Raw genomic sequence first — 24,062 nt, 5'->3', positions numbered from 1 at the left:
GATCAGTATTATGGAGGATTTATGAATAACCAATTAGAGATCCGCCGGGCAGAAAAGGAGGATTTGCCCCGGATTATGGAAATCATTGCCATGGCGGCAGCCTATATGAAAGAACATAAAATTCGTCAGTGGAATGACGGTTATCCTGAAAAAGAGGATTTTTTGCAAGACATGACTCGGAAAGAAAGCTATGTTTGTCAATGTGGCGGACGTATTACAGGGACGGCCGCCCTCTGTCTCAGGGAAGAACCTAATTACAGGAAAATTTATGGAGGGCAGTGGAAAACTGCCGGCCCTTACGGGGTTATTCACCGCATTGCCGTGGCCGATGACGCAAAAGGCCAGGGGGTGGCGGCTGCTTTTGTGGATTATATTGAAAAATTGTGCATAAAAAATAAAATTTACAGTCTGCGTGTGGATACTCACGAAGACAACTGGAATATGAATCATTTTCTTATAAAACATGGTTTTGTCCGGTGCGGAAAGATTTTCGTAGAAGATGGGACGCCGCGGGTGGCCTATGAGAAGGAGCTTGAAAGATGAACGGCATTAGAAATAATTATAACCATACGATTTTGGCGTCCTACATTGGATATATTACACAGGCCATCGTCAACAATTTTGTTCCGCTGCTGTTCCTCACTTTTCAGAGTACATATCACATTACACTGGATAAGATCACTTTTCTTGTCACTTTAAACTTTGGCGTGCAGCTTATTGTAGACTTTCTGGCGGCCCGGTTCGCCGACCGGATCGGGTACCGCCCATGTGTAGCAGCCGCCCATATTTTCAGCGCGGCCGGCCTGGCCGGTCTGTCCTTTCTTCCGGATATAATGCCGGATCCCTATGTGGGGATTGTGCTGTCCATTGTCTGTTATGCGGTGGGCGGCGGTCTCATTGAGGTACTCATAAGCCCTATTGTGGAGGCGTGTCCCACAGAACATAAAGACGCGGTCATGAGCCTTCTCCACTCTTTTTATTGCTGGGGCCATGTGTTTGTGGTGGCGGCAAGCTCCCTGTTTTTTGCCGTTGCCGGTATTGACCACTGGCGGGTTCTGGCTCTTTTGTGGGCAATCATTCCCTTATTTAACTTTTTCTACTTTCTGGCAGTCCCTATTAAAGTTCTTGTGGAGGACGGCCGGGGAATGTCGGTTAAAGAATTGTTCTCGAACCGGATGTTCTGGCTTCTTTTTGTGCTGATGCTTTGTTCCGGGGCCAGCGAGCAGGGGATGAGCCAGTGGGCGTCCACCTTTGCGGAAATGGGTCTGGGCGTTTCGAAGACTGTAGGGGATCTGGCAGGCCCCTGCGCCTTTGCCATCGCCATGGGCCTGTCCCGGACTTTTTACGGAAAATTTGGGGAACACATCCGTCTGGAAAAATTTATGCGGTTAAGCTGTGTTCTTTGTATCATCAGCTATTTTCTGGCCGCCTTTTCTCCGGTGCCCTTTCTTTCACTGGCAGGCTGCGCTCTGTGCGGCCTTTCTGTGGGGATCATGTGGCCCGGCTGCTTTTCCATCGGTGCCAAGACCCTTCGCCGGGGCGGCACAGCTATGTTTGCCTTTTTCGCTCTCGCCGGGGATCTGGGATGCGGCGGCGGTCCCAGTCTGGTAGGCATGGTGTCCAATGTTCTCGGCGGCAATTTAAAACTTGGTATTTTCGCCGCGGTAATCTTTCCAGTGATCCTTTTGGGAGGGATGATTTTGTACCGCCGGTGGAAGTATTATTATAAAGAGTAACTTAGTTCACCGGGGGTGGTATGATGATTTACATGGCTTTTGCTCTGTACTGGGAAGCTCAGCCATTTATTGAATATTTAAAATTGAAAAGAGATGCTGACTTTGAAAAAGTTCAGCTATTTAAAGGCAGCATGACGCCGGAAATTCCGGAGATTGTTCTTTTTCTTACAGGGCCGGGGACTATTAACGGGGCTGTGGCCACAGCCTATGTCTGTGGTCAGTTTCCTCCCGGCCCTGAGGATCTTTTTGTGAATTTTGGTATCTGCGCCGGAACCGGGTCCCTCTGCCGGGGAAGCATTTACCGGGTACACAGTATTTATGAGGCGGCCACCAGACGGTGGTTTTATCCGGATATGCTTCTTAGGACCGGAGATTATCCCCAGGAGAGTCTTGTGACATTTCCTGTGGAAGTAAAGACAATGGACGATCAGCCCTGTTCTCTGGCGGATATGGAAGGCTCCGGGATTTATCAGGCGGCCCAGATGTTTTTTGAACAGCACCAGATGCTCTTTTTTAAAGTGGTTTACGACCAGCCGGCAGCCGGGACGGAAGGAAGGCGTCCTGCCAGTTCCGGCGAAGAAGTAAAAGAACTGTGCGGGCGCGGCTCAAAAAAATTGATGCAAGATATTTTTGACGCCGCCTCTGACCTTGAAAAGCTTTGTCCTAAAAAGGCTGTCTTTTCACCAGGTGAAATTCAGGCCCAGGAGCATGTAGCTCAGTGTTTGAGGGCCACAGCGGCCATGAAGAAAAAACTTGGCCAGATTTTATATTATGAGAAACTGTCGGGAAAAGATATTGAGGCTCTTCTCAGAGACTTTTGCCAAACCTATCCCGTTAAAGAGTGCGGATCTAAAAAAGAAGGGATGAAATGGCTTGGCGCCTTGGAGGAACGGTCATGGAAATAAAAAGACAATTTTTTTCTCATATTTACGTTGAGCGCCAGGTTCTTCACCATCCGGAAACCCAGAAGATTCTTGAGCGTTTTCCTTTAAGTGAGAAAGTTTATATCAGCCATTATAAAGATGTGTTTAACCGGAAGCATCAGAGCTTTTACTGCCAGAAGCAGTCTCCGGCGCTGGTCCTGGCCCGGAAAGAGGGGCGTTTGGTGTATTCTGGGGCACCGGTATGCCAGAGTTTCGGCAACCATTATTTTTATTATACTTCCTGTATTATGAACTGTATTTACGACTGTGAATACTGTTATCTTCAGGGTATGTATCCGTCGGGAAATGTGGTGCTGTTTGTAAATCTTGAGGATATTTTTGAGGAGGTGGATGCCCTTCTTTTAAAACATCCGGTGTATCTGTGTGTATCCTATGACACGGATCTGATGGCCCTGGAAGGGGTGGCCGGTTTTGTCCGCCGGTGGTATGAATTTGCTGCTGACCGTCCGAATCTGACCATTGAGATCCGGACAAAAAGCGGAGCCTTCGGCCTGCTTGGCGATCTGGCTCCCCTGCCCAATGTGATCTTTGCCTGGACCCTTTCCCCGCAAATGATCATTGAAAAATATGAAAGTCATACCGCGTCTGCGGCCACCCGTATCGCCCAGATCCGCCAGGCGTCCGACCAGGGTTTTTTGGTGCGGCTATGTTTTGACCCGCTGATCTATGTGGAAAATTTCAGGGAGGTTTACGGGGAGCTGATCCGCCAGGTGTTTGCGCAGCCGGTGTCCATTATGGACGCCAGTATCGGCGTTTTCCGCGTCTCTGTGGACTATCTGAAAAAGATGCGCCGCCAGCGCCCTGCAAGCCCTCTTTTGTGGTATCCCTTTATTCCGGAGGATGGGGTCTATCACTATGGGCACAGTCTTTCCGCCCGGATGACCGGGGCCGTGAAGGAGATGCTGAAAGTATATGTGGATGAGGATAAAATATTTGTGTGGGATGGAGGCGATAAAAATGAAAAATAATCTTAGAGAAAGTATTCCCGGCGCGCCTCTTTCAGAAAATCCCAAAACTGTGGTGCTGACAGGGGCCTCCTCCGGTATAGGCAGAGCCATAGCCCGCCGGCTTTTAGAATGTGGCTATAAAGTGTACGGAGTTGGCCGGGACTTTGGGGAAGAAATTTGGCCCCATGGCTTTCATAAGCTCATCATAGATATGAAAAATACCGGAAGTTTCTATGATCAGATCCGAGGGCTTTTAAAACGGGAAAATATCTGTGGCCTGATCAATAATGCGGGGGCGGCCTATTATGGACTTCACGAGACATTAAACCCGGCGAAAATTCACGAGATGGTGACTGTTAACCTGGAAATTCCCATGGTACTGTCTCAGTTAGCTTTGAGGGATCTGAAGAAAAACCGGGGACATATTATTAATATTTCCTCTGTTACGGCAAAGCAGACAAATCCCCACGGCTGCGCCTACGGCGCTACAAAAGCCGGGCTTTCCAGTTTTTCCGCAAGCCTTTTTGATGAAAACCGGAAATACGGCGTCCATGTCTGCACCATCCATCCGGACATGGTTAAAACAAATCTGTACAGAAACGCGGATTTTTGCCAGGGCGAGGATGAGATGTCCTACCTCACCCCCCAACAGGTGGCCGACGCGGTCATGTATGTGCTGTCAGTGCCGGAGTCCATGAGCGTGACAGATATTACATTAAGGCCCCAGAAACATCAGATCCGGAGAAAATAAAAACAGCCAGTCCACAACGAAGACAAGTCTGTGGGGCTGGCTGCTTTATTGTAATGCAAAGAAAAACGAGCTGCACTGCTGCAACCCGTTTTTAATCATAACTTATTGTTTGATATATCTTTGATTTTTACTGCTTGGCTTGTCGGGGATTGTCATTTTGACAAGGCCCATTTCAAGCGCAGGATTCATGTAATGTTTTCGGAAAGTTTCTTTGGATTTTAAGTGCAGCTTTTCCATGATCTGATTCGCTGAATAAGGAATGTTATATTCCATCAGATCAAGCATTCTGGTTACATAGGGAGAAAGCATTTCACCGCTTGCCTTTATCTGAATGAGGAGCTGTTCCAAAACATTATCAATTTGTTCCAACATAAATTCAATAAACACATTTGAATTTCCATGTTTATGACACTGCGCAATCGCGTCATAATATCCATTTTGGAATTTTTCAATCTGACTTTCAATGGGGATAAATTCAAATACCGGCTTCCATTTAGCCAGCAATGCCGTGTGCCACAGTCTCGCCATTCTGCCGTTGCCGTCCGAATATGGATGGATAAAAACAAATTCATAGTGAAAAACAGCCGACAGTATCAATGGATGCAGATCGTCTTTTGCCCTATTCATCCAATCAAACAGCTGTGCCATCAGTTCCGGAACAAGCCGCGCAGGCGGTGCCATAAAAATACATGTATCTCCGTTAAAAACGCCTTCTTCACCACTGCGAAATACACCTGATTCTGTTACAAGATATTTTGTCATAACAGCGTGTAAAGCGTTTAGATCTTTCATGCTATATGGGTCTATCGTGCTGATTCTCTCATAAGCCTCATACGCATTCTTGACCTCTTGTATTTCTTTTTGTTCGCCTAATACCAAATGGCCGTCAATCACATCTCGCACCTGATTTAAGGAAAGCGAATTGGCCTCAATACGAAGGGAGGAATGAATGGAACGTATTTTATTGTTACGCCGCAGATGGGGCTTGCTCTGCAGATTATTTTGATAATCAATATTGCCAATTTTTTCCGAAATGCTGCTGACAAGGGACAACATTTTATTTGTGATTTCAAATGGAGGCGTGTATTGATCCATAGAGCATTCTCCCATCCTACTTGTTATCTTGCTTACTTTCCTACTTATTATACCATGTCCGCTATCGCGGCCATAGTATGGCTCCGCCCGGATGCGCAGCATATTCTGCGGTTCCGCAGAATATGCCTCATGCGCAGGTATAATAGCCACTCTGCGGCTATTATACCACATTTGCAAGATAAATCAAGAACAGGTCCTTTACTCCACAATCAGATCCGGGTCAATTCCCGATTTCATAGTGTCGGAGAAGGTGTAGTCTCCTGTATCTTCAGATTCAAAGCTATAGACAAGAATCCTGTTTTTATCCGGATCAACGATCCAGTATTCCCGGATACCGGCAGTCCTGTACTTAAAGAGTTTCGTATAGTAATCTATTCGTCTGCTGCCGGGAGAGACAACTTCACATCTGCCGTTTTTCTGTCAATATAGTCCGCGATTCTGCGGCTTATGCCAAAAAATTATCGGCCAAGATGCCGAAAATGGTTCTCACCGGAGTGGGAGACTATGCATACAGAAGAAAGGACGGAGTAGCTCACAGTATAAAAAGACCATTCTGTAAAATTCGCAACAGTTCAGCCCGCCATCCCTGATGGCTGAGCTGTCGCTGAAATCCTGACTTTAAGTCCTGATTTATTACAGAATGGTCTTTTTTAGTTTTTAACCGGCCTGCCTTTAGGCAAAACCCCGCACATCCACATAATTAATATACAGAGAAAGCATTTCCTTCATTTCCAGCATTTCCTTCTTGCTGTAACTGGAAAAAACTGGCATAATAACATCATCACCTTCCACGTAGGGCTGGAGGTAATAAGCTCTGGCGCCGCACAGCCATTGGCCGATAGCTTCAATATCTTCCCACTGGTGAAGCTCTTTGGCCACGGTGGTCCGGAATTCGTAGTCGATATCTGAATCCTTTAAAAGATCCACGGACAGTTTAATGCGGGTCAGATCCAGATCGGAGACTCCGGCAGCTTTGGCGTAATTTTCCTGGGAATTTTTAATATCCATGGCAATATAATCCGCCAGATTATTTTTCAAAATATGGGACAAATGGGTGGGATCGTAGCCGTTAGTGTCAATCTTTACTTTATATCCCATCATTTTTACATTATATAAAAATTCACACAGATCATCCTGCAAAAGAGGCTCCCCGCCGGTGATGCATATGCCCTCCAGAGCCGCTTTCCGGCGCTCAAGGAAATCATAGATCTCTTCCACAGGGATCGAGGGAAGACGGTCCGGATGCATGACAAGGGATTTATTGTGGCAGAAGGGACATTTAAAATCGCACCCGCCGGTAAAAATCGTGGCGGCGACATGTCCCGGATAATCCAGAAGTGTGGTTTTTGCCAAACCTTTAATTTCCATAAAAACCCTCCTTTGTTCATTCTGGCCGGCAGGAGCATGATCAAAGCGGGAGCTGTACTGCCAGCCTAACATAACTGTAATCATTCTATCATAAAAGAAAAGTCGAAACAAGTGGCATTGCGCTTGCGGCCTGGAAGGGATGAGGCCGGGAAGATCAGGGCAATGTCTGTGGAGGTTGTCATGATTAAAAATATAATTTTTGATATTGGAAATGTGCTGGCGGCCTTTCGCTGGCAGAAACTTTTTAAGAAGCTTGGATTTTGCGGGGATGTCTTTGATCGGGTGGCGGACGCCACAGTTCTGGGACCCTGGTGGCCGGAGTATGACCGGAGCCGTATTCCCGACGGGCAGATCTGGGAAAACTGCCGCGCCCTGGCGCCGGGGTATGAAAAGGAAGTTATGGCGGTTTTTGAAAATATTGAGGGCATCTGCCGGGAATATGATTATGCCAGGCCGTGGCTTTATCAATTAAAAGCTGCCGGGTATAACATCTATCTTTTGTCCAATTTTGGCAGAACCAGCTTTGAGATCGCGTCGAAAAAATTTTCCTTTATGGATCTTGTGGACGGACAGGTTATTTCCTATGAGGTGGAAGAAATTAAGCCGGATCGGGGGATTTTTTCGGCCCTGGAAGAAAAGTACGGCATCCATCCTGAAGAGAGCGTATTTTTGGACGATTCTATGAAAAATGTTAAGGCGGCTAAATCCTATGGCTATCACAGCATTTATTTTGAAAATCAGGCGTTGGCCAAAAAGAAGCTGGAAGGTATGGGCGTATTTTCTCTGGATGTGTCTGAGGAAGAGGATCAGAAGTTTATGAAAGAGGCTATAAAACAGGCGAAAAAGGCGGCGGCCATGGGGGAAGTGCCTATTGGCTGCGTGATCGTCAGGGACGGGAGGATCATCAGCCGGGGATATAATCAGAGAAATAAAAAGCACAGTACTCTGGGACACGCGGAGATTTCCGCCATTGGGAAGACGTCAAAGGTTTTGGAGGACTGGCGCCTGGAAGACTGTACTCTCTATGTGACTCTGGAACCCTGTTCCATGTGCGCCGGGGCTATGATCCAGGCAAGGCTTGGACGGGCTGTCATTGGAGCCATGAACCCCAAGGCCGGCTGTGCCGGTTCTGTGATAAATATGCTGTCTATGGACGGCTTTAATCATAAAGTCCATGTCACTTATGATGTTTTAAAAGATTCCTGCGGCTCCCTTCTGACAGAGTTTTTCATGGCCATGCGGGAGCGCAGAAAATAAGTTCCCCTGAGGGAAAATGACGGCCTTACCCTGGCCGGCAGCAGCGTTACCGATGCCGGGCCATCAGACCAGAATGGAGCAGGGCCGGGCGCAGAGCCATGAAAATGGCCACAGAGGCGATGCATGAGGTAACTGCGTTGATGGAGGTGGAAGCAAAGTTCCAGGCCAGAGTTACCTGGGCGGCCGGCTGGCCGAGAATAGCCAGTTTGTATACATAGCCCAATAGGGGATCTGCAATCACATTAAAGCCGAGAGAAACAGCACAAGCCAGGATAGTATATTTTAAAATATGGCCGGTATTTTTGCTTTCGTTGATTTTCCCGATTCTGTGGGCGATCAGACCGGCGATGAGACCGATGCAGAATTTTAAGATAAAGGTTTTGGGTGCGTAGATGACATAAACAGGATCAAAAAGATCGCCGATAGTCATGCCGACGGCACCGCCCAGACCTCCCCAGACGCCGCCGAGGACAAGGGCGCCCAGGACGCAGATGGCATTTCCAAAATGGATGGAAGTAGCGTCACCGCCGGGCAGGGGGATTTTTATTTGCAAAAAGGTAAAGACAACATAGGACAGGGCGGCAAAGAGCCCGGTCATTGTTAATTTCCATAGTTTTTCATGATTCATATCCGTGTCTCCTTTCTATGGCCATGAGTGCCCGAACCCCCGGTTAATGTCTGGGGGCGCTGGCTTCATGAACTTTAGTATTTACGAAATAGATTTTAAATAATAAGAATTTCATCCTGGATAGGGCCGTAAATTTCCAGCCTTTTATCCGGGGTGATGTGAACGTCAAATTCCAGGCGGACGCCGTAGCGTTCCGTGTACACGCCGGGTTCCACAGAAAACATCGTGCCGGGGAGCAGGCAGCGGTCATCGTGGGTTTCATAGTCATCCAGGTTGGCGCCCATGCCGTGGCACTCATGGCCGATGTTGTGGCCGGTGCGGTGCATAATATAGTTGGCAAGACCTTCTTTTTTCAGGATGGACTGGACAAATGCGTCCACGTCGCAGCCGTGGACCGGCATGTTTTGCTCAAGATGGCAGCGGATATAATCCACAGCCTGATGGCGGGCGTCGTTGACGATGTGAAAAAGCCGGTCATATTCCGGATCTATATTGGGCCCTACGTTCATACACCAGGAAATATCATAGTAGACGGCGTCGTCCTCCGGGAGCCGCCCGGCAATGTCGATGATCAGGCGGCTGCCCTCACAGATCGTTTTAGCTGTGGCGGGAGTGGGCTCATAGCCCGGATCGCAGCCGTGTTCATCAATGCCGAAAAATGGCGGCGAGTCCATATAGATAGGTTCTTCTTTGATAAAGTTCTCCATCTGTTTAAGGAGCATCCATTCATCAATCTCATGTCCGGCATTGAGACTTTCCCTGATCCAGGAAAATGTCCGGTCAAGAATGCGGTGGATAATCACACCGGCCTGTCGGTGGCTTTCAATCTGCTCTGGGGTCAGCACAGCGCCGAAATTCTGGATCAGATTGGCACTGGACACCGGACTAATGTGAAAACTTTTCAAGTATTCTAAAAGTTCGGCATCCATGGAGCTGATGGTGGGAACATTGCCGCCGGGTGAATACTGGCAGGCAACTTTCAGACCGGGGAGGAGAATCCGGGACAGGATCTGCTTTTGCTGGGCGATGCCTTTGTAGAGATGCTTCTCTCCGGGAAGATGGTCAAGGAGCAACGGCTCAATGGCGGACAGGATCTTTTGTGGACTGCCGCTGGCAGGAATATAGTAAAAGAGCCGGCGGGTACATGTACGGTCTCCCAGGTTGAGAAATTCTCTGGTGATAAAATCGTGGCCGTGAAAATCTGTAAACAGCCAGCCATCCAGACCCCACTGGCGCAGTATTGTCTGTGCTTTGCTTATTTCCATAACTGATACCCCCTTTCCACCGGAAGATAGAGGATTGCAGTGCCGGCAACGGTAAATATAGCGTTAATGATCGTGGCCGGGATAGCGGTCACCTCCGCTGTCAGGGCGGCCTGGACAGAGCTTCCGGCCAGGATCAGCTCGCTGCTGGACCATACGAAGTCCAGGACAATACTGCACACACCGTAAATGGCGGCGCAGAGTATGGCGAATATATATTCCTTTCTGGAATTATTTTCTCCTTTCTTTTTAAGGGCCAGGAAAACCATGCCGGTCACCAGACATTTCACAAGGGTGGTCACAAAGACATTGGGGATAGAATGGATATATCCGTTTAAAATGTCAAAGATCACCAGTCCTGTCACTCCGGCAATGGCGGAGCGTTTCGGTCCGAGCATGAGAACCGCCAGCACAACAAAAATATGTCCGAAGTGGAGAAATGGAGTGCCGACAGCCGCAGGAAGGGGAATACGGAACGCCTGAATGCCCACAAAAATAATGGCGGCAAAGAAAGCGGTCATAACGATGGAACGCAGTTTGGTCTGTTTCATAAGATTGTCACCTCGCTGATGAATTTTTGGTAACTATTCAGCCGCGCAAGCGGCGGTAAAGCAGCGTTAGCTGCGGGAATCCGAGAGACATGGCTGAATAGTTACAATTTTTGCAGCAATTCAGCCGCCGGGGATGGACAGGGCTGAACTGCTGCGAACTTTGCCATAATGCAGCCGTAGGCTGTATCATAACGTTTTCCGTATTGTATCACGAAACTGGCTGTGTCAGTATATCCAGTTTTTTGAATTTTTATGGTGCCAGATTGGCTGCGGCTCAATTTATCTGATGGTGCGTTACATTAGTAACAGTTCAGCCCGCGCCTACGCTGCGCTGATGCGCTGGCTCACGGATAAGGCTTTTCAAAAAGAAAATGGGGGAGTATAATAAATAAAGAAAAAAAGCAGCTTCCCTCCCGATGGGAGAAGAAGCTGCTGTGAAAGATTACATTTTTTCCGGTTCCGGATACTCTACGCCAAAGGTCTCAACAGTCATGGATTTGATCCGCTGATCACTGACAGGGCGATCGCTGTAGTCTGTTTTGCAGGTGGCGATCTTATCTACAATGTCCATGCCCTCGGTGATCTTTCCGAATGCGGCGTATTCCCCGTCAAGATGTGGGGATGTTTTATGCATGATGAAAAACTGTGAGCCGGCGGAGTTTGGCATCATTGTGCGGGCCATGGATAATACGCCGGGAGTGTGCTTTAACTGATTTGTAAATCCGTTGTTGGAAAATTCTCCGCGGATGGTATAGCCGGGGCCTCCCATGCCGTTGCCCTGAGGGCAGCCGCCCTGGATCATAAAGCCGTTGATGACGCGGTGGAAGATGATACCGTCGTAGAACCCCTTTTTTATCAGGGAGATAAAATTGTTGACGGTGTTAGGAGCAATTTCCGGATATAATTCGGCTTTCATAACATCGCCGTTTTCCATTGTAATTGTAACGATGGGATTTTGGGCCATTTTAAAAACTTCCTTTCGATTTTCTGAAACTGTGATGCGGGGGGCCAAAAAGCCTTTGACCGCCATCTGACTTTTATTGTATCGGAAAGCAGGGAGGAAGTAAAGAAAAAAATGACGTAACGATTCAGCCGTGTGGATGAACAGTTACAAAATGACAAAGGGGGCGCTTTGATGGCTATTATGGTGGTTAAAATTGAGGATAAATCTTCACTGAAGATGAATGAGTTTTTCGATTATAACGGGCAGTGCTGGGCGCTGAGCCGCAGCAGGTCCCAGACGCTGGCCACAGGCGCCATGCTGGAAGATTTTTATGAATGCACTGTGCTGACCGATTGGGTGGAGGATATTCCCGTTATTTTTCTGTGCCAGGACGAGGCCAGAGCTGCTTTTAAAATTTGCGGATGGTACCGGAGGGCTAAAATTTACAGAAAAGTACGCCATCCATCCATCTTTCTTGAGGGAAATATCTGTGCCAGGGCCGTTGACGCGGTCATGCTTAAAGACGGGAGGTGGCGGTCTCTTCTGCCATGTATGCCTTCCGGCGGCAGTATTTTTGACGGAAAACTCTATTATGTGATTGAAGATGATGTTCCGGGATATGAGGAACTTGAAAAGCTTGTGGGAGTTTCGGGGGAAAGTCCGGTGGCTTTGGAGGATATGGCGCCTGTCCGCTATGCCTTCGTCCCATCTTACGAAGATAAGGGCCGGATACGCCGTGAGGCGGCAGCCCTTCTCGGAGGCCCCAAAAGCCGGCCTACAGCCAAAGCTATGGCACAGGCTCAGTATGTCTGCTGTATCCGGGAATGTGAAAAATATGCAGGGCGGCTTATGAATGATCAGTGTCAGGGCATATCTGATCTGAAAACGCTGAAAGAATATGGGAGGATGGCATCGGTATTTTCTCCGGGACAGGCGGACGGATATTATTACGAAGCCATGGCCAACGAGCAGCTTGGCTTTGTTAAAGACGGCCTGAAAGTGATCGCCAAAGCTATTGCTATTGAGCCGGACGGGGCCGATCTCCTGGCGCTGAAAGCAAACCTGCTGGCGGCTTTCGGAAAGTTTGAGGAAGCGGCCCGATTGTACCAGGAGAGTTTTGATATTTCCGGGGATGAGAGCTATCTTCTTATGAAAGGTCACACATTTTCCATGATGGGAAATATGGAGCAGGCATATAAAGCTTATACTCAGATTAAGGATCGGTCTATTTTGAAAGAAGCCGGAATCAATCTGAAAGACATGGAACACCGCTGGCCCTTTGGAGCTATCCGGGGACTGAAAAATTTAATTAAAAGAGGAGTTGAGGAATCATGACCGATGAGGTAAAAAAACTGGCTCAGATGATGAAAGCAAGCCGAAGTATTGTCTTTTTTGGCGGGGCGGGAGTGTCTACGGAGAGCAATATTCCCGATTTCAGGAGCGAGCAGGGAATTTATAATACGAAGAAAAATTATGGCTATCCGCCGGAAGAAATGCTGTCCCACACATTTTTTATGCGCAATACGGAAAAATTCTATGAATTTTACCGTTCGACGATGCTGTATCCCGACGCTTCGCCCAACGATGCTCACAAAGCGCTGGCAAACTTAGAGCAAATGTCAAAGCTGACCGCTGTGGTGACTCAGAATATTGACGGCCTTCACCAGGCGGCGGGAAGTAAGACGGTGTATGAGCTTCACGGATCTGTCTTGAGAAATTACTGTATGAAATGTCATAAAAAGTTTTCACTGGACGTGATCCTCAATAGCAAAGGGGTTCCCCGGTGCGACGCCTGCGGCGGCGTGATCCGCCCCGACGTTGTCCTCTATGAGGAGTCTCTGGATGAAAAAGTGATCCAAAAAAGTATAGCGGCGATAGAAAACGCAGATATGCTCATTGTTGGCGGAACATCTTTAAATGTGTACCCGGCGGCAGGGTTTGTCCGCTGCTACAGCGGGGACCGGCTTGTGCTGATTAACAAAAGCGAGACGCCCTACGATCATTATGCCAATTTGCTGATTCACGACAGTATCGGAAAAGTTTTATCAGAAGGGGTAAAACTTTTGTCTCTATAAGCGGTGAGAATAATAAATCAGTATCAGTGGCAGGAGTCTTGATTTCAGGCTGTGGAGGCTATGGGCAAGGTATAATCTGTCAAAGAAAGAGGCGGCACCGGGAGGAGCATTTAATACTCCCGGCGCCGCCTGTGCTTACTGGGCCTGTGCTGCGTAGAGGGTTTCCAGAGCCTCGGCGTATCTTTTCTGACGTTCCAGATCATGATCCGTCACTGCAGGCAGTCGGGAAAGATCCATGTTATCTTTAAGATCCGCGATTTTTACGGCAACTGCCATAGGGTCTTTGGTAAGAGACTGTATGTAGGTCATGTAATTTTCTCCTTTTCTTCGTTTCAGCAGGATCAGGGACTCAATAAGGTTATCAGGAATCCCCAGGATGGAGTAAAGATCTGTGATCGTGTAATAGGTATCCTCAAGGATGTCATGTAAAACTGCTACAATCTTTTCTTCTGTAGTATCCATCTGCTCCATCACCCTGAGGGGGTGGCCGATATAATCGGCGCCGCCTTTATCTCTCTGGCCCTTGTGGGCCATCTGTGCAAACTCAATACATTTGTTTAAAAGTTTATCCATAATATCATACCTCCTGCCATCTCTGATGGCTGAACTGTTACTCCAAATGAGTGTTTCTTGTCAGCCAGGCCAGAATATCCTCATAAACCTGGGCGCGGTCCGTCTCGTTTAAGATTTCATGACGGTCATCGTCATAAAGTTTGATGGAAACGTCGTCGATGCCTGCAGTTTTGTACATATCGTAAACATGGATAACTCCTTTTCCAAAATCGCCTACAGGGTCTTTGGCCCCGGAGGTTAGGAGCAAAGGGAGCCGGGACGGCGTTTTTGAAATATTGGACCGGCGTCCCACATATATAATGCCGTCGAACAGTTCTTTATAGGCGCTGACTGTGAAAATAAAGGTACACCTAGGGTCCTTCATGTAAGCGTCCACAACATGGGTATCTTTCGTCAGCCAGTCATAGGGTGTTCTTGCCGGACGGAACTTTTTGTTGTAAGCGCCGAAAGCCAGCCGGTTGAGAAATTGGCTCCGATATTTATCCCCCTTGATCAGAGCAATGACATTAGCCAGGAGCTTGCCTGCGAAGGCAAGGGCCGGGGGCTGGTTGCCGGTGCCCATGATGATAGCGCCGGCAAGACTTTTACCGTAAAGGCTGATATAAATACGGGTAAGGAAAGATCCCATGCTGTGTCCGAGAAAAAAGTAGGGAAGATCGGGAAACTCTTTGGCCTGCTGGCGGTGAAGGGCGTGGAGATCTTTGATAATATAGTTAAATCCGTCATATTTTGTAAAATATCCCCACTCACTCTCATTTTTCACAGAGCCTCCATGGCCCAGATGATCCTCACCTACGACAATATAACCGTTATCGCAGAGAAAACGGGCGAAATCATCATATCGGTCAACATATTCCACCATACCATGAACGATCTGGACAATGCCCAGATATGTCCCCTGGTCTGGAAGCCAGCGGTAGCCGTTGATCTTATGTATACCATCGCTGGATTTATAGTGAAAATTTTGTTTAATGGCCATTATCCCACCTCCAAAAAATGACCTGTATGTTTAGTCTGTCCCAATGTTTAAATCCATCCAAAATGCCGGCAGGCATATTCAATGCCGCCGTCATCGGCCCCTTTGGTGACAAAGGTGGCGATTTCTTTTAATGCGTCTACGCTGTTGCCCATGGCAATGGACATGGGCGCTTTGGAAAACATATCCATATCATTCCAGCCGTCGCCAAATACAACAACGTCCGCCATATCCCCGTTAAGAAATTTCATAACCCGTGTGATTCCGGCATATTTGTCCGCAGGCTCGATCATAAGGTTATTGGGATGATACCGCATATGGGGCATGGTTTTTAAGATGGGATACTTTTCCTCCTCTTCCTCTGTAATGCTGACAAAAATTTTGTAAATCTTTTCTTTGGCAAAATCCAGGTTCTCATCCACAATATACCGCATAAATGAAGAAAATTCCGGATTTTGCTGTGCGTAATTGTCATCTTTAAAATAAAGGCGGTTATCGTCGTGAAGCATAACGCCCACGCCTCGGCCGTCTTTTGTAAGCTCGTTACACAGCGCTGCGGCTTTTTCAGGATCCAGAGGCAGAAGCTCTACCAGCTCGCCGCCCAGGACAATGCCGTTGCCGCCGTCAGTCACCAGGTTGTCAATACCGATCAGGTTGACAACATCCATGGCCATCCAGTGAGCCCGTCCGGTGGCTACAGAGACAAAGTGGCCTTTCTCTTTTAGTTGTTTTAAAGTCCGCCGTGTGGATTCGGGGACGTAAGATTCTTTCGTAATAGGATCGCGCAGGGTCAGAGTGCCGTCAATATCAAAAAAGAAATACTTTTTCTTCATAACTTATCTTCCTTCCTCAAGATAGCGCTGGGCAGAATAGACAGCGTTGGCGCCATCGGAGACAGCGGACACGACCTGGCGGAGCTGCTTTGTGCGTACATCGCCAGCGGCAAATATTCCCGGAACACTGGTGCGGCAGGTTTCGTCGGCGGCAATATAGCCGGCCGGGTTCAGATCAATAAGACCGCGGACGAGGTCTGTATCCGGTGCCATGCCTATGGCGATAAATACGCCGTTCACATCAAGAGTCTTCTGAACTTTTGTCTCTTTATCCTCGATGGTAAGTCCGCTGACCGTGTTTTCACCGACGATAGACAAAGGGATGCTGTTCCAGTGGACGGTAACATTTTCCAGAGATAAAAGCCGGTCAGATAGCACTTTGGCAGCTCGGAACCGGTCTCTCCTGTGGATGACGTGGACATGACGGCAGATGCGGGCAAGAAAAATAGCGTCCTCCACAGCCACATCGCCGCCTCCGATAACGGCGGTATCTTTTCCTCTGAAAAAAGCGCCGTCGCATGTGGCACAGTAAGATACGCCCATGCCTGTAAGGCTGTTCTCACCGGGAATTCCCAGTTTTTGATGGCTGGCACCTGTGGCGATGATCAGCGTCCGGCTGCGAAGAATGCCGCCGTCGGTGAGCGTGATTTGGAAAATGTCCTGGATTTTGGCAATTTTTGCTACTTCGCCGGTGACAAACTGGCTGTTAAGGTTTTCTGCGTGCTGGCGCATCTTCATGCCAAGATCAAAACCGCCAATGCCTGGAAGTCCGGGGTAATTGTCTACCTCGGATGTGGTGAGGATCTGTCCGCCGCTGATACCGGTTTTTTCAATGACAACTGTATTTAAACAGGCTCTCTGCGCATAGATGGCGGCGCTTAGGCCCGCTGGTCCGGAGCCTATAATAATAAGATCGTAAATGGTATTTTCCATGAAATTATACTCCTTATATTTGATGATGTTGAGGTCAAATTAAAATTTGACCTCATGATGCCACGGATTTCTCCGCGCTGCAAGCGCATAGTTAAGCATAACTTTAGTATACACTATTTTAAGACTTTTGGATAGGGGGATTGAAACAATGAAGGTTTTAGTGTAAAATATACCATAATAATGCCCACATGGGGAAATCTTGAAAGAAGGAGAAGAAACATGGCCAGAAAGAGAAAACGTGATTTTTGGGATGACGTGGAAGATGATGTAATATCCCAGGAAGAATCGGAACGTGAAAGTTACTCTGCCAGAGAGCAGGGTGGATATACAGAAGATTATGAAGATGAAGGATTTCGGCTGACCCGGTGTATGCCGGCTAAGATCATTGCCCGTATTCTTTTGTGCGCGGCCGCCGTGGTGATCGTTGTGTGCGGACTGATTTTTTACCGCTACGTGGATGACCGCCAGGCCAATGGGACTTACACCACCAGCTATTTTGACAGCAACGGTTTTTCCAGAGAGTACAATGATGCGGTGGAGAGATTGCTGGAAGCTCTTCAAGCTATTGAAGCTGAGGGAAATATTACCACGGAACGGGCGGCGGAACTTGCCTCCGGTATTATGGGAACTAATACAAATTTTTCCTACTATATCATGGATGAAGCAGGAAATGTGATTGTTGAGAGCGGCGATGACGCCAGAGACCGCATTGAGGCGAGCAACCATTTCATGAGGATTGCCAATATCAGCGGCGAGCTGGAAGTGGAGAGTGGCGTTCCGACAACCGGGCTGAACAGAAATGCCTGGCAGACTGCTCTCGACGAGTGTACCAACGCTTATCAGATTTATACCGCAGTAGACAATAATCTGGAGCGGGAAGACACGTTTTATGAATCTTATATTGATTATCAAAACCTGACAGAATACTTCGGCATCGCGAAAATCGTGGGGATCGTGGCTATAGTCGTATTTTTAGTCCTGCTTATTTTCTGCGTGATCGCCACGGGTATGAACCGTGGTTACGCCGGAGTGCGTCTCACATGGTTTGACCGGATATTTACAGAGATTGCTCTGATTATTATTCTTGCCATTATCGGCGCTTTAGTTTACGGACAGTTTTATCTGGGCAGCCACGAAGTCCGGTTTTCCACCTGGCTGCGCGTTGGGGATGGCTTCCTGATTTATGTATTCCTGATCCGCGGCTATTTCAGCCTGGTGCGCCGGATCAAGAGCGGTACCTTTATTACCAACTCCATTATCTATAAGATTTGCCACGCCATTAATATGGCCCTGGATCATCTGCCTAAAGCCCTGAAGATCATTATTATACTTGTGTTCCTTGTGGCTTTAAACGGAGCTATGGTGTATGGGCTGTTGTATATGAGAGATATTACCGCAGGTTCTATCCCTGTGATCTTTATCGTAGCGCCTGTTGTTTTTGTAATTGAGCTGATTGGATTTATCAACTGTATCTTTGGTGTAGGCGATGAAGAAGACTATATTGAAGATTCAGAGGAAAATGAGGAAGATGAGGAAGCAGGCAGCGCTTCCGCCGATGACAGAGACGACACTGGCTGGGAAAATGTAGATTTTGGCAGCGAGATCCGCATGGCGGAAGAAGAGAGTTATGAAGATCACAGTGATACGGGGGCAACTGTAGAAAATGTGCGGGGCAAAGCCGTTGACAAAACTGTGGTGCTGTCTCAGAATGAGCGGCGCAAAGTTTTGGACAGCCTTGGATTTGGTGAGACTCAGATGCTGGATACAAAGGCAGTGAGGGAAGCAGAACAGGCTTCTTTGAGCAAATCTTCCCAGAGCAGAACATCTCAGAGCAAGGCGTCTCAAAGTAAAAATGGGCCGGCCATCCCTGATATTGATCAAATGGATCGTCCCGGTGATAAGACTGTGATCATGGAGCCTTTAAAGATCACATTGGACGAAGAACAGGAAGAAAAACCATCACCGGTTTTCGAAAATGTGTCCCAGAAGACTCAGCCGGTGATCTCCCTACAGCCCCAGGCTCAGCCGGAGGCGACGGGCTTGGAGCTGGTGGATTTTATCCAGCTTAATAAAGATGTGCGCAAGATGTTCCGCATGAAGTTAAAGGCTCGCTCCATCGGAGTGACGCTGCGGGCACCTGAGAAACCTATTTATCTGGACATTGATAAGGCCAACGCCATAAGAGTTCTTTCCATTCTCTTTGATAACATTGAGAAATATGCTGAGGAAGGTTCCAGAGTTTATATTGAGATGTACGCTCAAAATGGCAAGATGATCTACCTTATGAAGAACACCATCCGGGCCGACCTTATTAACCAGACAACCAACGCCATGGGCCACGGGCTCATGGAGGCCAGACGTATCGTACAGTCTGAGAAAGGCAAGTTTATCAACAGCGTTGAGGGCAATACTTACAAAGTGGGTATTTTGCTGGACGTGGCGTCTGAATAAATATAATCAGTACAGTATATGATACAGGGGCAGGTGTGATCTTTATGATCACACCTGCCCCTGATATTTATCTCTAAAAAGATGTCTATTGATAAATTATTTTGCATTCTAAATAAAAATGAGTACATGCCGGATCAACTTCCCAGGAGCGATTTCCGAAACTCCCTTGGGGTCTGTCCGGTAATCTTTTTGAAAACCCGCGTAAAATAGGAAGTATCTTCAAAACCGGTGGTATGGGCGACTGTGCTGACTGGCATATCTGTTGTCAAAAGAAGATTTTTTGCTTTGTCAATGCGAAGGTTTGTCAGATACTCCATGGGAGTAGCCGAGCAGTTTTTCTTGAAACGGCTGATAAACTGTGAGGTACCCAGAAAGCAGAGTCGGGCCAGTAAAGGGGTTGTCAGGTTTTCCTGATAATGTTCCTGCATATATACGACGGCGTTCTGGATCACATTATCATTAACTCTGGACATATGCAGCGCCCCAAGAAGATTGTAGAGGAGGCAACTGATCTGGATGTCCCGGTCATAAGACCACCCATGACTGGCGACGGAAAAAATCTGCCGGCATAAAGAGAGGATACTTTCATTGCCCTGGCTGATATGGCCGTGGTTTTTAAGAATATGTTCGAGAACAGCGTTGGACAGATCGCCGAAAATCTGTATCCAGATAAATCCAAATTCTTTAGAGAGGGCTTTTGCCTCGTAACCATCTTTAATGTTAAAAATAAAGGTTTGTCCTGATTTTATGACAAAAGTCTGTCCGCTGGCTGTTATGGAACACTCTCCTTTGGTACAGTAAATAAACAGGATCAGATCTTTTCCCGGCGGGCAGGAAAAGTAAAAGTCTTTTTCGCCGGGATTCCACACCATCTTTTTTAATATAAAACAAGGCGCTTGGGGTTGAAACATACTTGTCCAGAAAGCGGCCCTGACACAGTGATCGTCTGGAATTTGTCTGGCTTTAATGGCCGTGTCGTTTATTTTTCTACCTTTCATTTTTCAATCTCTTTTCTCTGATTTGTCCATCGCCGTAAGTTATCCATAGGGTAAACTGTTGGTAACAAATCGTAAAATAATCCTAATTTTAAAAAATAATGTTCGACTTTCCTATTTGTAAAAATTATATAATAACCAGGAAGAAAAGAAAAGCCCATGTTAATGGAAAAATTCTTAAATTGTAACTGTTTACGTTACTGTTCGCTGGCAAGGCAGCGAACAGTAACCTGTTTACAGATATCGGAAATATCTTCTGTTTCCGAATTTAAAAAATGGTTAAGGGGAAGATGGCAATGGATAAGAAGTACGTGGATGTGGCAGTTTTTGGTTCCGGGCTGGCCGGTCTGAGCGCCGGGGTAACATTGCTGGAAAAAGGCGTAAAAAAGGTGGCAGTTTTTGAAAAACGGCCGTTCCAGGGAGGCGCGGTGTCCAATACGCCGATGTGTACCATGGCTGTGAAAAATGATCCGGTTTATCAGGATAAGGCATTTCGAGTTCACTGTGAGTATACTAACTACAATGCCAATATGGCGGCTTTCCCAAGGGCATGAATATCGGGGATTATTATTTGTTGAAGGCCAGAGGCAAGGGACATGGCGCTGCGCTGGTATGTCTGCGGGCCGCACAGAAAATCCGCCGCCTTGGCGGTGAGATGATCTTTAATTCACGCCTGGAAGAACTTGTAAAAAAAGATGGAAAGGTTACAGGGGCTATTGTCCGGCAGAAAGACGGCAAGACCTATGAAGTCTGCGCAAAGGCAGTCATTGTGGCAACCGACGGCGTCAGTGATGATCCGAAACTTGTGGAAGAAATGAGCGGTTATAAAGTTACCGATCGGGAGTGCAGCGGCGATGGAAATATGTACTTCAACCATTTTGTTAATGGAGGCATGATGGGGGAAGGGCAGAAGGCCATATGGAAAGCGGGCGGCGCCCGTTGTCCGGGACTTGGCGCCGGACGCCTTATGGCTTATCCGGGTGTTGTGGACTATGTGCCGTGGCAGACTAAAAATCAGATGTTTACTATTTTGGAACAGCCATATTTGGTAGTCAACAAAGATGGAAAGCGCTTTATTAACGAGGAAGAAAATCAGGTTTCCTTTAATATGGGGGCGGCGATGAAAAATCAGCCAGGACGGATCGCCTTTTTGATTTTTGACGATGCGACAATGACCCGCCTGGAAGAACATGGGACAGAATACAGTTATATGATCTTTCCTGCGGAAAAAATTGTGGATGGAAGAAAACAGTTTCAGGAGATGATCCATCAGCGGCATAACAAACATGTTTTTGCCTGCGACAGTATTGAGGAACTTGCCGGGGCTGCAGGAATACATAAAGAGCATTTGCTTAAAACCGTGGAGAGGTACAATCAGTTATGCGATAAAGGACATGATGACGATTTCGGGAAAAACCCTGAATTTCTCCAGCCGGTAAGATATGGAAAAATTTACGCCCTGGAAATGTGCAACTGTACTTACAATATTATCGGCGGAATACGGATCAATGAAGAATGTCAGGTGCTGACTGGGGACGGCACGCCGATAGAAGGACTTTATGCGGCCGGTGACTGTGCGAACAATGCGATCGCATGGGATGAATCTATCGTATATACACTCTGGGGTTCTACATTGGGCTTCTCCTGCAATTGCGGCAGATTTGCCGGAGAAAGCGCCGGAGACTATGTTAAAACTTTTGCCGCAGACGATATGGAGGAATATGATATTCCGGAATCCGTGCTGCGGGTGGAAAAAGGTTATACTGAAGGGAAAACGGTAACTGTCATTGAAACATCAAAAGAAAATCCGGACTATACGATTGTAATGATTGATGAGAGCTATTTTGCGCTCAGAGACTACGACGGAGAGAAGTGGAGTGACTGCAGGACTGTGGTTCGTCGCGGAGAAAACGGTGAATTTGAACTTGGAGATGTTGTCGGAATTTTTGTCTGATGGCAGGAAATGAACTTCCTGAAAACAAAGACCTTAAAAATATATTTTTGTTTTATGAAAAAATCCGGGATTTTTCCCGGAAATACGACCGCAAAATGATAAAACCCCGGAAATTTTTCCGGGTTTTTATCATTTATGGATAAATAAGGGCGGCGGGCTTTCATTGAATTTCCAGGCTTGTCTGCTATAATAAGTTAAGAACAGATATGAGACCATTCCTTTAAAGCTGCAGGCCGGTCGAAATACACAGGATAAAGAAATGACAAAGTGATTAATGGAGGTATTTCGATGAGTGAGACAAGATATATTATATCTGACGCGGCGAAGATGATTAATGTAGAACCTCATGTACTCAGATATTGGGAAGAAGAACTGGGCATGGATATCCCAAGAAATGAGATGGGGCACAGATACTATACGGATAAAGAAGTCCGCCTGTTCACCCAGGTCAGGGATCTGAAAGAAAAAGGATTTCAACTGAAAGCCATTAAGATGATACTGTCCACCTTGTCTGAGGATATGCCAGCCAGCAATATTATTTCACTGGACAAGGTCAGGAAAAATTATGCCGACGAGACATTCCTGGAAGGGGAAGCGGCCCGGCCGGCGGTCACATCTTTTGAAAATCGGAAAGTCGGCAGTAATAATTCCGGCGCAGATCCGTATATAGATGGAGAATCAGGGGGAAATGGGGAGATGTCCGGAAAAACGGAGTATGATCATGATCTGGAGGGTGAGCGGGGGGCTGATATAAAAAGCGTTCCGGCACCAGTTTCCAAAAGCAATGTGGAGTCCATTGAAAAAAACAGCCTGGATCCAGACGCAAAGAGCAGTCTGGCTCCGGCAGCTAGTGTACAGTCTCCGTCCCAGACGGTGAGCGCTCAGGATAAGATGAAGCACTTTAAATACATAATGGACGGGATTGTCACTCAGGCATTGAAAAAAAATAATACGCTGATTGAAACTCAGGTCACTGAGAAAATACTTAAAGAGATGGATTATCTGTTTCGTGTTCAGGACGAAAAGGCGGAGGAGCGCTTCAGAAATCTGGATGAGATGATTCGGAAAAAACAGAGAGGGAGAAAAGAGGCCGCGGCTGCCAGAATGCCCGCCTATAAAAGTCCCCGGACAAAGAAAGGACTGTTTGGGCGAAAAGATGTTTTTTAGTGAAAGTCCAGGCCAAGAAACGATGCGGCCGGACGCCTGTTTTTTCATAAAATCCCAACAACAAAAAAAGCCTTGCAGAGTTTCACCTGCAAGGCTTTTAATGGATTATTCCTGGGAAATAGCTCCTGTAGGACATGCAGCAGCACAGCTTCCGCAGTCTAAGCACTCATCAGCGTTGATCTCAAATTTGCCATCGCCTTCGCTGATAGCGCCAACTGGACATTCGCCAGCACAGCTTCCACAAGAAATGCAATCATCAGAAATTACATATGCCATTGGTATTACCTCCTTATAGATCTCTCTATGTATCTTCTTTAAGTACAAGGCTATTGTAATACAAATTGACTTTGAATACAAGTCCCATTTTCTGTAAAGATACATTTGCAGTAACAGTTCAGCCATCAGGTATGGGCGGGATGAACTGTTACCATTTGCAAAACTTGGAATTGCAAAACAGAAAGGTTTGTATTATAATCCCGTCTTTGACAGTTGAAAGAGAAAAGAATGGCTACAAACCCAGTAAATCCGGGCATTGTAGCCGTTTTTGTTTATGCAGCGATATGTGCTATATTTTTGATTTCTTCAACGCTTTCGTATTTTTTATTAGTGTACGCATTGATGTT

The 24,062-nt window shown here is 47.1% G+C and carries 24 protein-coding genes and 2 pseudogenes; 13 read left to right on the top strand and 13 right to left on the bottom strand.

The window, feature by feature from the left end:
* Nucleotides 1-21 precede the first annotated feature (21 nt).
* Genes HNP82_RS05005 through HNP82_RS04985 form a run of 5 tightly spaced genes read left to right on the top strand, consistent with a single transcriptional unit; the run spans nt 22 to nt 4,378 of the window.
* Entirely contained in the window at nt 22-543 is a 522-nt protein-coding gene (locus HNP82_RS05005) for a GNAT family N-acetyltransferase (protein ID WP_183772161.1), read from the top strand.
* The gene (locus HNP82_RS05000) at nt 540-1,736 is read left to right on the top strand and encodes an MFS transporter (RefSeq protein ID WP_183772159.1); all 1,197 of its coding nucleotides are present in this window, start codon (nt 540-542) and stop codon (nt 1,734-1,736) included. Before HNP82_RS05005 ends, HNP82_RS05000 begins: the two co-directional genes overlap by 4 nt.
* A 20-nt stretch (nt 1,737-1,756) precedes the next feature.
* Nucleotides 1,757-2,641 (top strand): nucleoside phosphorylase-I family protein, encoded by an 885-nt coding sequence (locus HNP82_RS04995; RefSeq protein ID WP_183772157.1) that lies wholly within the window; start codon nt 1,757-1,759, stop codon nt 2,639-2,641.
* The gene (locus HNP82_RS04990; protein WP_183772155.1) at nt 2,632-3,648 is read left to right on the top strand and encodes an SPL family radical SAM protein; all 1,017 of its coding nucleotides are present in this window, start codon (nt 2,632-2,634) and stop codon (nt 3,646-3,648) included. Before HNP82_RS04995 ends, HNP82_RS04990 begins: the two co-directional genes overlap by 10 nt.
* On the top strand, nt 3,638-4,378 hold the full coding sequence (locus tag HNP82_RS04985; protein ID WP_183772152.1) for an SDR family oxidoreductase: 741 nt from the start codon (nt 3,638-3,640) through the stop codon (nt 4,376-4,378). Before HNP82_RS04990 ends, HNP82_RS04985 begins: the two co-directional genes overlap by 11 nt.
* Nucleotides 4,379-4,480: 102 nt before the next feature.
* On the opposite strand, the gene HNP82_RS04980 is transcribed toward HNP82_RS04985, so the two are convergent.
* The 3 genes and pseudogenes from HNP82_RS04980 to HNP82_RS04970 all read right to left on the bottom strand — a co-directional run bounded on the left by HNP82_RS04980 (nt 4,481) and on the right by HNP82_RS04970 (nt 6,841).
* On the bottom strand, nt 4,481-5,473 hold the full coding sequence (locus HNP82_RS04980) for a Fic family protein (protein WP_183772150.1): 993 nt from the start codon (nt 5,471-5,473) through the stop codon (nt 4,481-4,483).
* Between the two features lie 198 nt (nt 5,474-5,671).
* Nucleotides 5,672-5,875, bottom strand: a pseudogene (locus HNP82_RS18585) (Uma2 family endonuclease); the annotation flags it as partial.
* Between the two features lie 270 nt (nt 5,876-6,145).
* Nucleotides 6,146-6,841, bottom strand: coding sequence for an anaerobic ribonucleoside-triphosphate reductase activating protein (locus tag HNP82_RS04970; protein WP_183772148.1), 696 nt, complete (start codon nt 6,839-6,841; stop codon nt 6,146-6,148).
* Between the two features lie 162 nt (nt 6,842-7,003).
* Between HNP82_RS04970 and HNP82_RS18580 the strand changes: the two are divergent.
* Nucleotides 7,004-7,555: pseudogene (locus tag HNP82_RS18580) on the top strand (HAD-IA family hydrolase); the annotation flags it as partial.
* Between the two features lie 54 nt (nt 7,556-7,609).
* Nucleotides 7,610-8,098, top strand: a complete 489-nt coding sequence (gene tadA, locus HNP82_RS18575) for a tRNA adenosine(34) deaminase TadA (RefSeq protein WP_183772611.1) — start codon at nt 7,610-7,612, stop codon at nt 8,096-8,098.
* A gap of 46 nt (nt 8,099-8,144) precedes the next feature.
* Here the strand turns inward: tadA and HNP82_RS04955 are convergent, their stop codons facing one another.
* The 4 genes from HNP82_RS04955 to HNP82_RS04940 form a co-directional block, all read right to left on the bottom strand.
* Nucleotides 8,145-8,726: an ECF transporter S component gene (locus HNP82_RS04955; protein WP_183772146.1), complete on the bottom strand. Its 582-nt coding sequence runs from the start codon at nt 8,724-8,726 to the stop codon at nt 8,145-8,147.
* A 95-nt stretch (nt 8,727-8,821) separates the two neighbouring features.
* Nucleotides 8,822-9,991, bottom strand: coding sequence for a M24 family metallopeptidase (locus tag HNP82_RS04950; protein WP_183772144.1), 1,170 nt, complete (start codon nt 9,989-9,991; stop codon nt 8,822-8,824).
* Complete coding sequence (locus tag HNP82_RS04945; RefSeq protein WP_183772142.1) at nt 9,982-10,539, bottom strand: ECF transporter S component; 558 nt, start codon at nt 10,537-10,539, stop codon at nt 9,982-9,984. Before HNP82_RS04945 ends, HNP82_RS04950 begins: the two co-directional genes overlap by 10 nt.
* Nucleotides 10,540-10,981: 442 nt before the next feature.
* A complete protein-coding gene (locus HNP82_RS04940; RefSeq protein ID WP_183772140.1) occupies nt 10,982-11,503 on the bottom strand; it encodes a peptidylprolyl isomerase in 522 nt (173 codons plus the stop codon).
* 171 nt (nt 11,504-11,674) lie between these two features.
* Between HNP82_RS04940 and HNP82_RS04935 the strand changes: the two genes are divergently transcribed.
* Entirely contained in the window at nt 11,675-12,817 is a 1,143-nt protein-coding gene (locus HNP82_RS04935; RefSeq protein ID WP_183772138.1) for a tetratricopeptide repeat protein, read from the top strand.
* Nucleotides 12,814-13,557 (top strand): NAD-dependent protein deacylase, encoded by a 744-nt coding sequence (locus HNP82_RS04930; protein WP_183772137.1) that lies wholly within the window; start codon nt 12,814-12,816, stop codon nt 13,555-13,557. The genes HNP82_RS04935 and HNP82_RS04930 overlap by 4 nt, the downstream gene beginning before the upstream one ends.
* Before the next feature lie 135 nt (nt 13,558-13,692).
* Here the strand turns inward: HNP82_RS04930 and HNP82_RS04925 are convergent, their stop codons facing one another.
* From HNP82_RS04925 to trxB, 4 genes are read right to left on the bottom strand one after another with little or no spacing between them, the layout of a single operon-like run.
* Nucleotides 13,693-14,130, bottom strand: a complete 438-nt coding sequence (locus HNP82_RS04925; protein ID WP_183772135.1) for a GTP pyrophosphokinase — start codon at nt 14,128-14,130, stop codon at nt 13,693-13,695.
* A gap of 37 nt (nt 14,131-14,167) precedes the next feature.
* Entirely contained in the window at nt 14,168-15,109 is a 942-nt protein-coding gene (locus HNP82_RS04920; RefSeq protein ID WP_207720563.1) for an alpha/beta fold hydrolase, read from the bottom strand.
* 47 nt (nt 15,110-15,156) lie between these two features.
* The gene (locus HNP82_RS04915; protein ID WP_183772133.1) at nt 15,157-15,939 is read right to left on the bottom strand and encodes an HAD family hydrolase; all 783 of its coding nucleotides are present in this window, start codon (nt 15,937-15,939) and stop codon (nt 15,157-15,159) included.
* Nucleotides 15,940-15,942: 3 nt separating this feature from the next.
* Complete coding sequence (gene trxB, locus HNP82_RS04910) at nt 15,943-16,872, bottom strand: thioredoxin-disulfide reductase (protein WP_183772131.1); 930 nt, start codon at nt 16,870-16,872, stop codon at nt 15,943-15,945.
* 219 nt (nt 16,873-17,091) lie between these two features.
* Here trxB and HNP82_RS04905 point away from each other — a divergent pair, with 219 nt between their 5' ends.
* The gene (locus HNP82_RS04905; protein WP_183772129.1) at nt 17,092-19,323 is read left to right on the top strand and encodes an ATP-binding protein; all 2,232 of its coding nucleotides are present in this window, start codon (nt 17,092-17,094) and stop codon (nt 19,321-19,323) included.
* Nucleotides 19,324-19,457: 134 nt separating this feature from the next.
* Here HNP82_RS04905 and HNP82_RS04900 read toward each other — a convergent pair whose 3' ends face one another.
* The gene (locus HNP82_RS04900; protein WP_183772127.1) at nt 19,458-20,321 is read right to left on the bottom strand and encodes a helix-turn-helix domain-containing protein; all 864 of its coding nucleotides are present in this window, start codon (nt 20,319-20,321) and stop codon (nt 19,458-19,460) included.
* A 293-nt stretch (nt 20,322-20,614) separates the two neighbouring features.
* Here HNP82_RS04900 and HNP82_RS04895 point away from each other — a divergent pair, with 293 nt between their 5' ends.
* The 3 genes from HNP82_RS04895 to HNP82_RS04885 all read left to right on the top strand — a co-directional run bounded on the left by HNP82_RS04895 (nt 20,615) and on the right by HNP82_RS04885 (nt 23,439).
* Nucleotides 20,615-20,872, top strand: coding sequence for an FAD-binding protein (locus tag HNP82_RS04895; RefSeq protein ID WP_207720562.1), 258 nt, complete (start codon nt 20,615-20,617; stop codon nt 20,870-20,872).
* Nucleotides 20,869-22,272 carry an FAD-binding protein gene (locus tag HNP82_RS04890; RefSeq protein ID WP_183772123.1) on the top strand — a complete coding sequence of 468 codons (1,404 nt, stop codon included), beginning with the start codon at nt 20,869-20,871 and terminating at the stop codon, nt 22,270-22,272. The genes HNP82_RS04895 and HNP82_RS04890 overlap by 4 nt, the downstream gene beginning before the upstream one ends.
* 288 nt (nt 22,273-22,560) lie before the next feature.
* Complete coding sequence (locus HNP82_RS04885; protein WP_183772121.1) at nt 22,561-23,439, top strand: MerR family transcriptional regulator; 879 nt, start codon at nt 22,561-22,563, stop codon at nt 23,437-23,439.
* Between the two features lie 105 nt (nt 23,440-23,544).
* On the opposite strand, the gene HNP82_RS04880 is transcribed toward HNP82_RS04885, so the two are convergent.
* The gene (locus HNP82_RS04880; protein WP_183772119.1) at nt 23,545-23,715 is read right to left on the bottom strand and encodes a DUF362 domain-containing protein; all 171 of its coding nucleotides are present in this window, start codon (nt 23,713-23,715) and stop codon (nt 23,545-23,547) included.
* Between the last annotated feature and the right edge of the window lie 347 nt (nt 23,716-24,062).

Origin of the sequence: Catenibacillus scindens, assembly GCF_014202115.1 — a bacterium.
Lineage (GTDB): Bacteria > Bacillota > Clostridia > Lachnospirales > Lachnospiraceae > Catenibacillus > Catenibacillus scindens.
The sequence above is the reverse complement of the archived record's forward strand: the minus strand, read 5'-3'. Positions and strand labels throughout refer to the sequence as shown.

What these genes read in the sequence shown, in the direction of transcription:
- HNP82_RS04980 (WP_183772150.1), bottom strand. Translation starts at nt 5,473, where the DNA reads ATGGATCAATACACGCCTCCATTTGAAATCACAAATAAAATGTTGTCC.
- HNP82_RS04970 (WP_183772148.1), bottom strand. Translation starts at nt 6,841, where the DNA reads ATGGAAATTAAAGGTTTGGCAAAAACCACACTTCTGGATTATCCGGGA.
- tadA (WP_183772611.1), top strand. Translation starts at nt 7,610, where the DNA reads ATGGGCGTATTTTCTCTGGATGTGTCTGAGGAAGAGGATCAGAAGTTT.
- HNP82_RS04915 (WP_183772133.1), bottom strand. Translation starts at nt 15,939, where the DNA reads ATGAAGAAAAAGTATTTCTTTTTTGATATTGACGGCACTCTGACCCTG.
- HNP82_RS04880 (WP_183772119.1), bottom strand. Translation starts at nt 23,715, where the DNA reads ATGGCATATGTAATTTCTGATGATTGCATTTCTTGTGGAAGCTGTGCT.
- HNP82_RS04945 (WP_183772142.1), bottom strand. Translation starts at nt 10,539, where the DNA reads ATGAAACAGACCAAACTGCGTTCCATCGTTATGACCGCTTTCTTTGCC.
- HNP82_RS04940 (WP_183772140.1), bottom strand. Translation starts at nt 11,503, where the DNA reads ATGGCCCAAAATCCCATCGTTACAATTACAATGGAAAACGGCGATGTT.
- HNP82_RS04890 (WP_183772123.1), top strand. Translation starts at nt 20,869, where the DNA reads ATGAATATCGGGGATTATTATTTGTTGAAGGCCAGAGGCAAGGGACAT.
- HNP82_RS05005 (WP_183772161.1), top strand. Translation starts at nt 22, where the DNA reads ATGAATAACCAATTAGAGATCCGCCGGGCAGAAAAGGAGGATTTGCCC.
- HNP82_RS04995 (WP_183772157.1), top strand. Translation starts at nt 1,757, where the DNA reads ATGATGATTTACATGGCTTTTGCTCTGTACTGGGAAGCTCAGCCATTT.
- HNP82_RS04900 (WP_183772127.1), bottom strand. Translation starts at nt 20,321, where the DNA reads ATGAAAGGTAGAAAAATAAACGACACGGCCATTAAAGCCAGACAAATT.
- HNP82_RS04985 (WP_183772152.1), top strand. Translation starts at nt 3,638, where the DNA reads ATGAAAAATAATCTTAGAGAAAGTATTCCCGGCGCGCCTCTTTCAGAA.
- HNP82_RS04885 (WP_183772121.1), top strand. Translation starts at nt 22,561, where the DNA reads ATGAGTGAGACAAGATATATTATATCTGACGCGGCGAAGATGATTAAT.
- HNP82_RS05000 (WP_183772159.1), top strand. Translation starts at nt 540, where the DNA reads ATGAACGGCATTAGAAATAATTATAACCATACGATTTTGGCGTCCTAC.
- HNP82_RS04955 (WP_183772146.1), bottom strand. Translation starts at nt 8,726, where the DNA reads ATGAATCATGAAAAACTATGGAAATTAACAATGACCGGGCTCTTTGCC.
- trxB (WP_183772131.1), bottom strand. Translation starts at nt 16,872, where the DNA reads ATGGAAAATACCATTTACGATCTTATTATTATAGGCTCCGGACCAGCG.
- HNP82_RS04905 (WP_183772129.1), top strand. Translation starts at nt 17,092, where the DNA reads ATGGCCAGAAAGAGAAAACGTGATTTTTGGGATGACGTGGAAGATGAT.
- HNP82_RS04950 (WP_183772144.1), bottom strand. Translation starts at nt 9,991, where the DNA reads ATGGAAATAAGCAAAGCACAGACAATACTGCGCCAGTGGGGTCTGGAT.
- HNP82_RS04920 (WP_207720563.1), bottom strand. Translation starts at nt 15,109, where the DNA reads ATGGCCATTAAACAAAATTTTCACTATAAATCCAGCGATGGTATACAT.
- HNP82_RS04895 (WP_207720562.1), top strand. Translation starts at nt 20,615, where the DNA reads ATGGATAAGAAGTACGTGGATGTGGCAGTTTTTGGTTCCGGGCTGGCC.
- HNP82_RS04930 (WP_183772137.1), top strand. Translation starts at nt 12,814, where the DNA reads ATGACCGATGAGGTAAAAAAACTGGCTCAGATGATGAAAGCAAGCCGA.
- HNP82_RS04935 (WP_183772138.1), top strand. Translation starts at nt 11,675, where the DNA reads ATGGCTATTATGGTGGTTAAAATTGAGGATAAATCTTCACTGAAGATG.
- HNP82_RS04990 (WP_183772155.1), top strand. Translation starts at nt 2,632, where the DNA reads ATGGAAATAAAAAGACAATTTTTTTCTCATATTTACGTTGAGCGCCAG.
- HNP82_RS04925 (WP_183772135.1), bottom strand. Translation starts at nt 14,130, where the DNA reads ATGGATAAACTTTTAAACAAATGTATTGAGTTTGCACAGATGGCCCAC.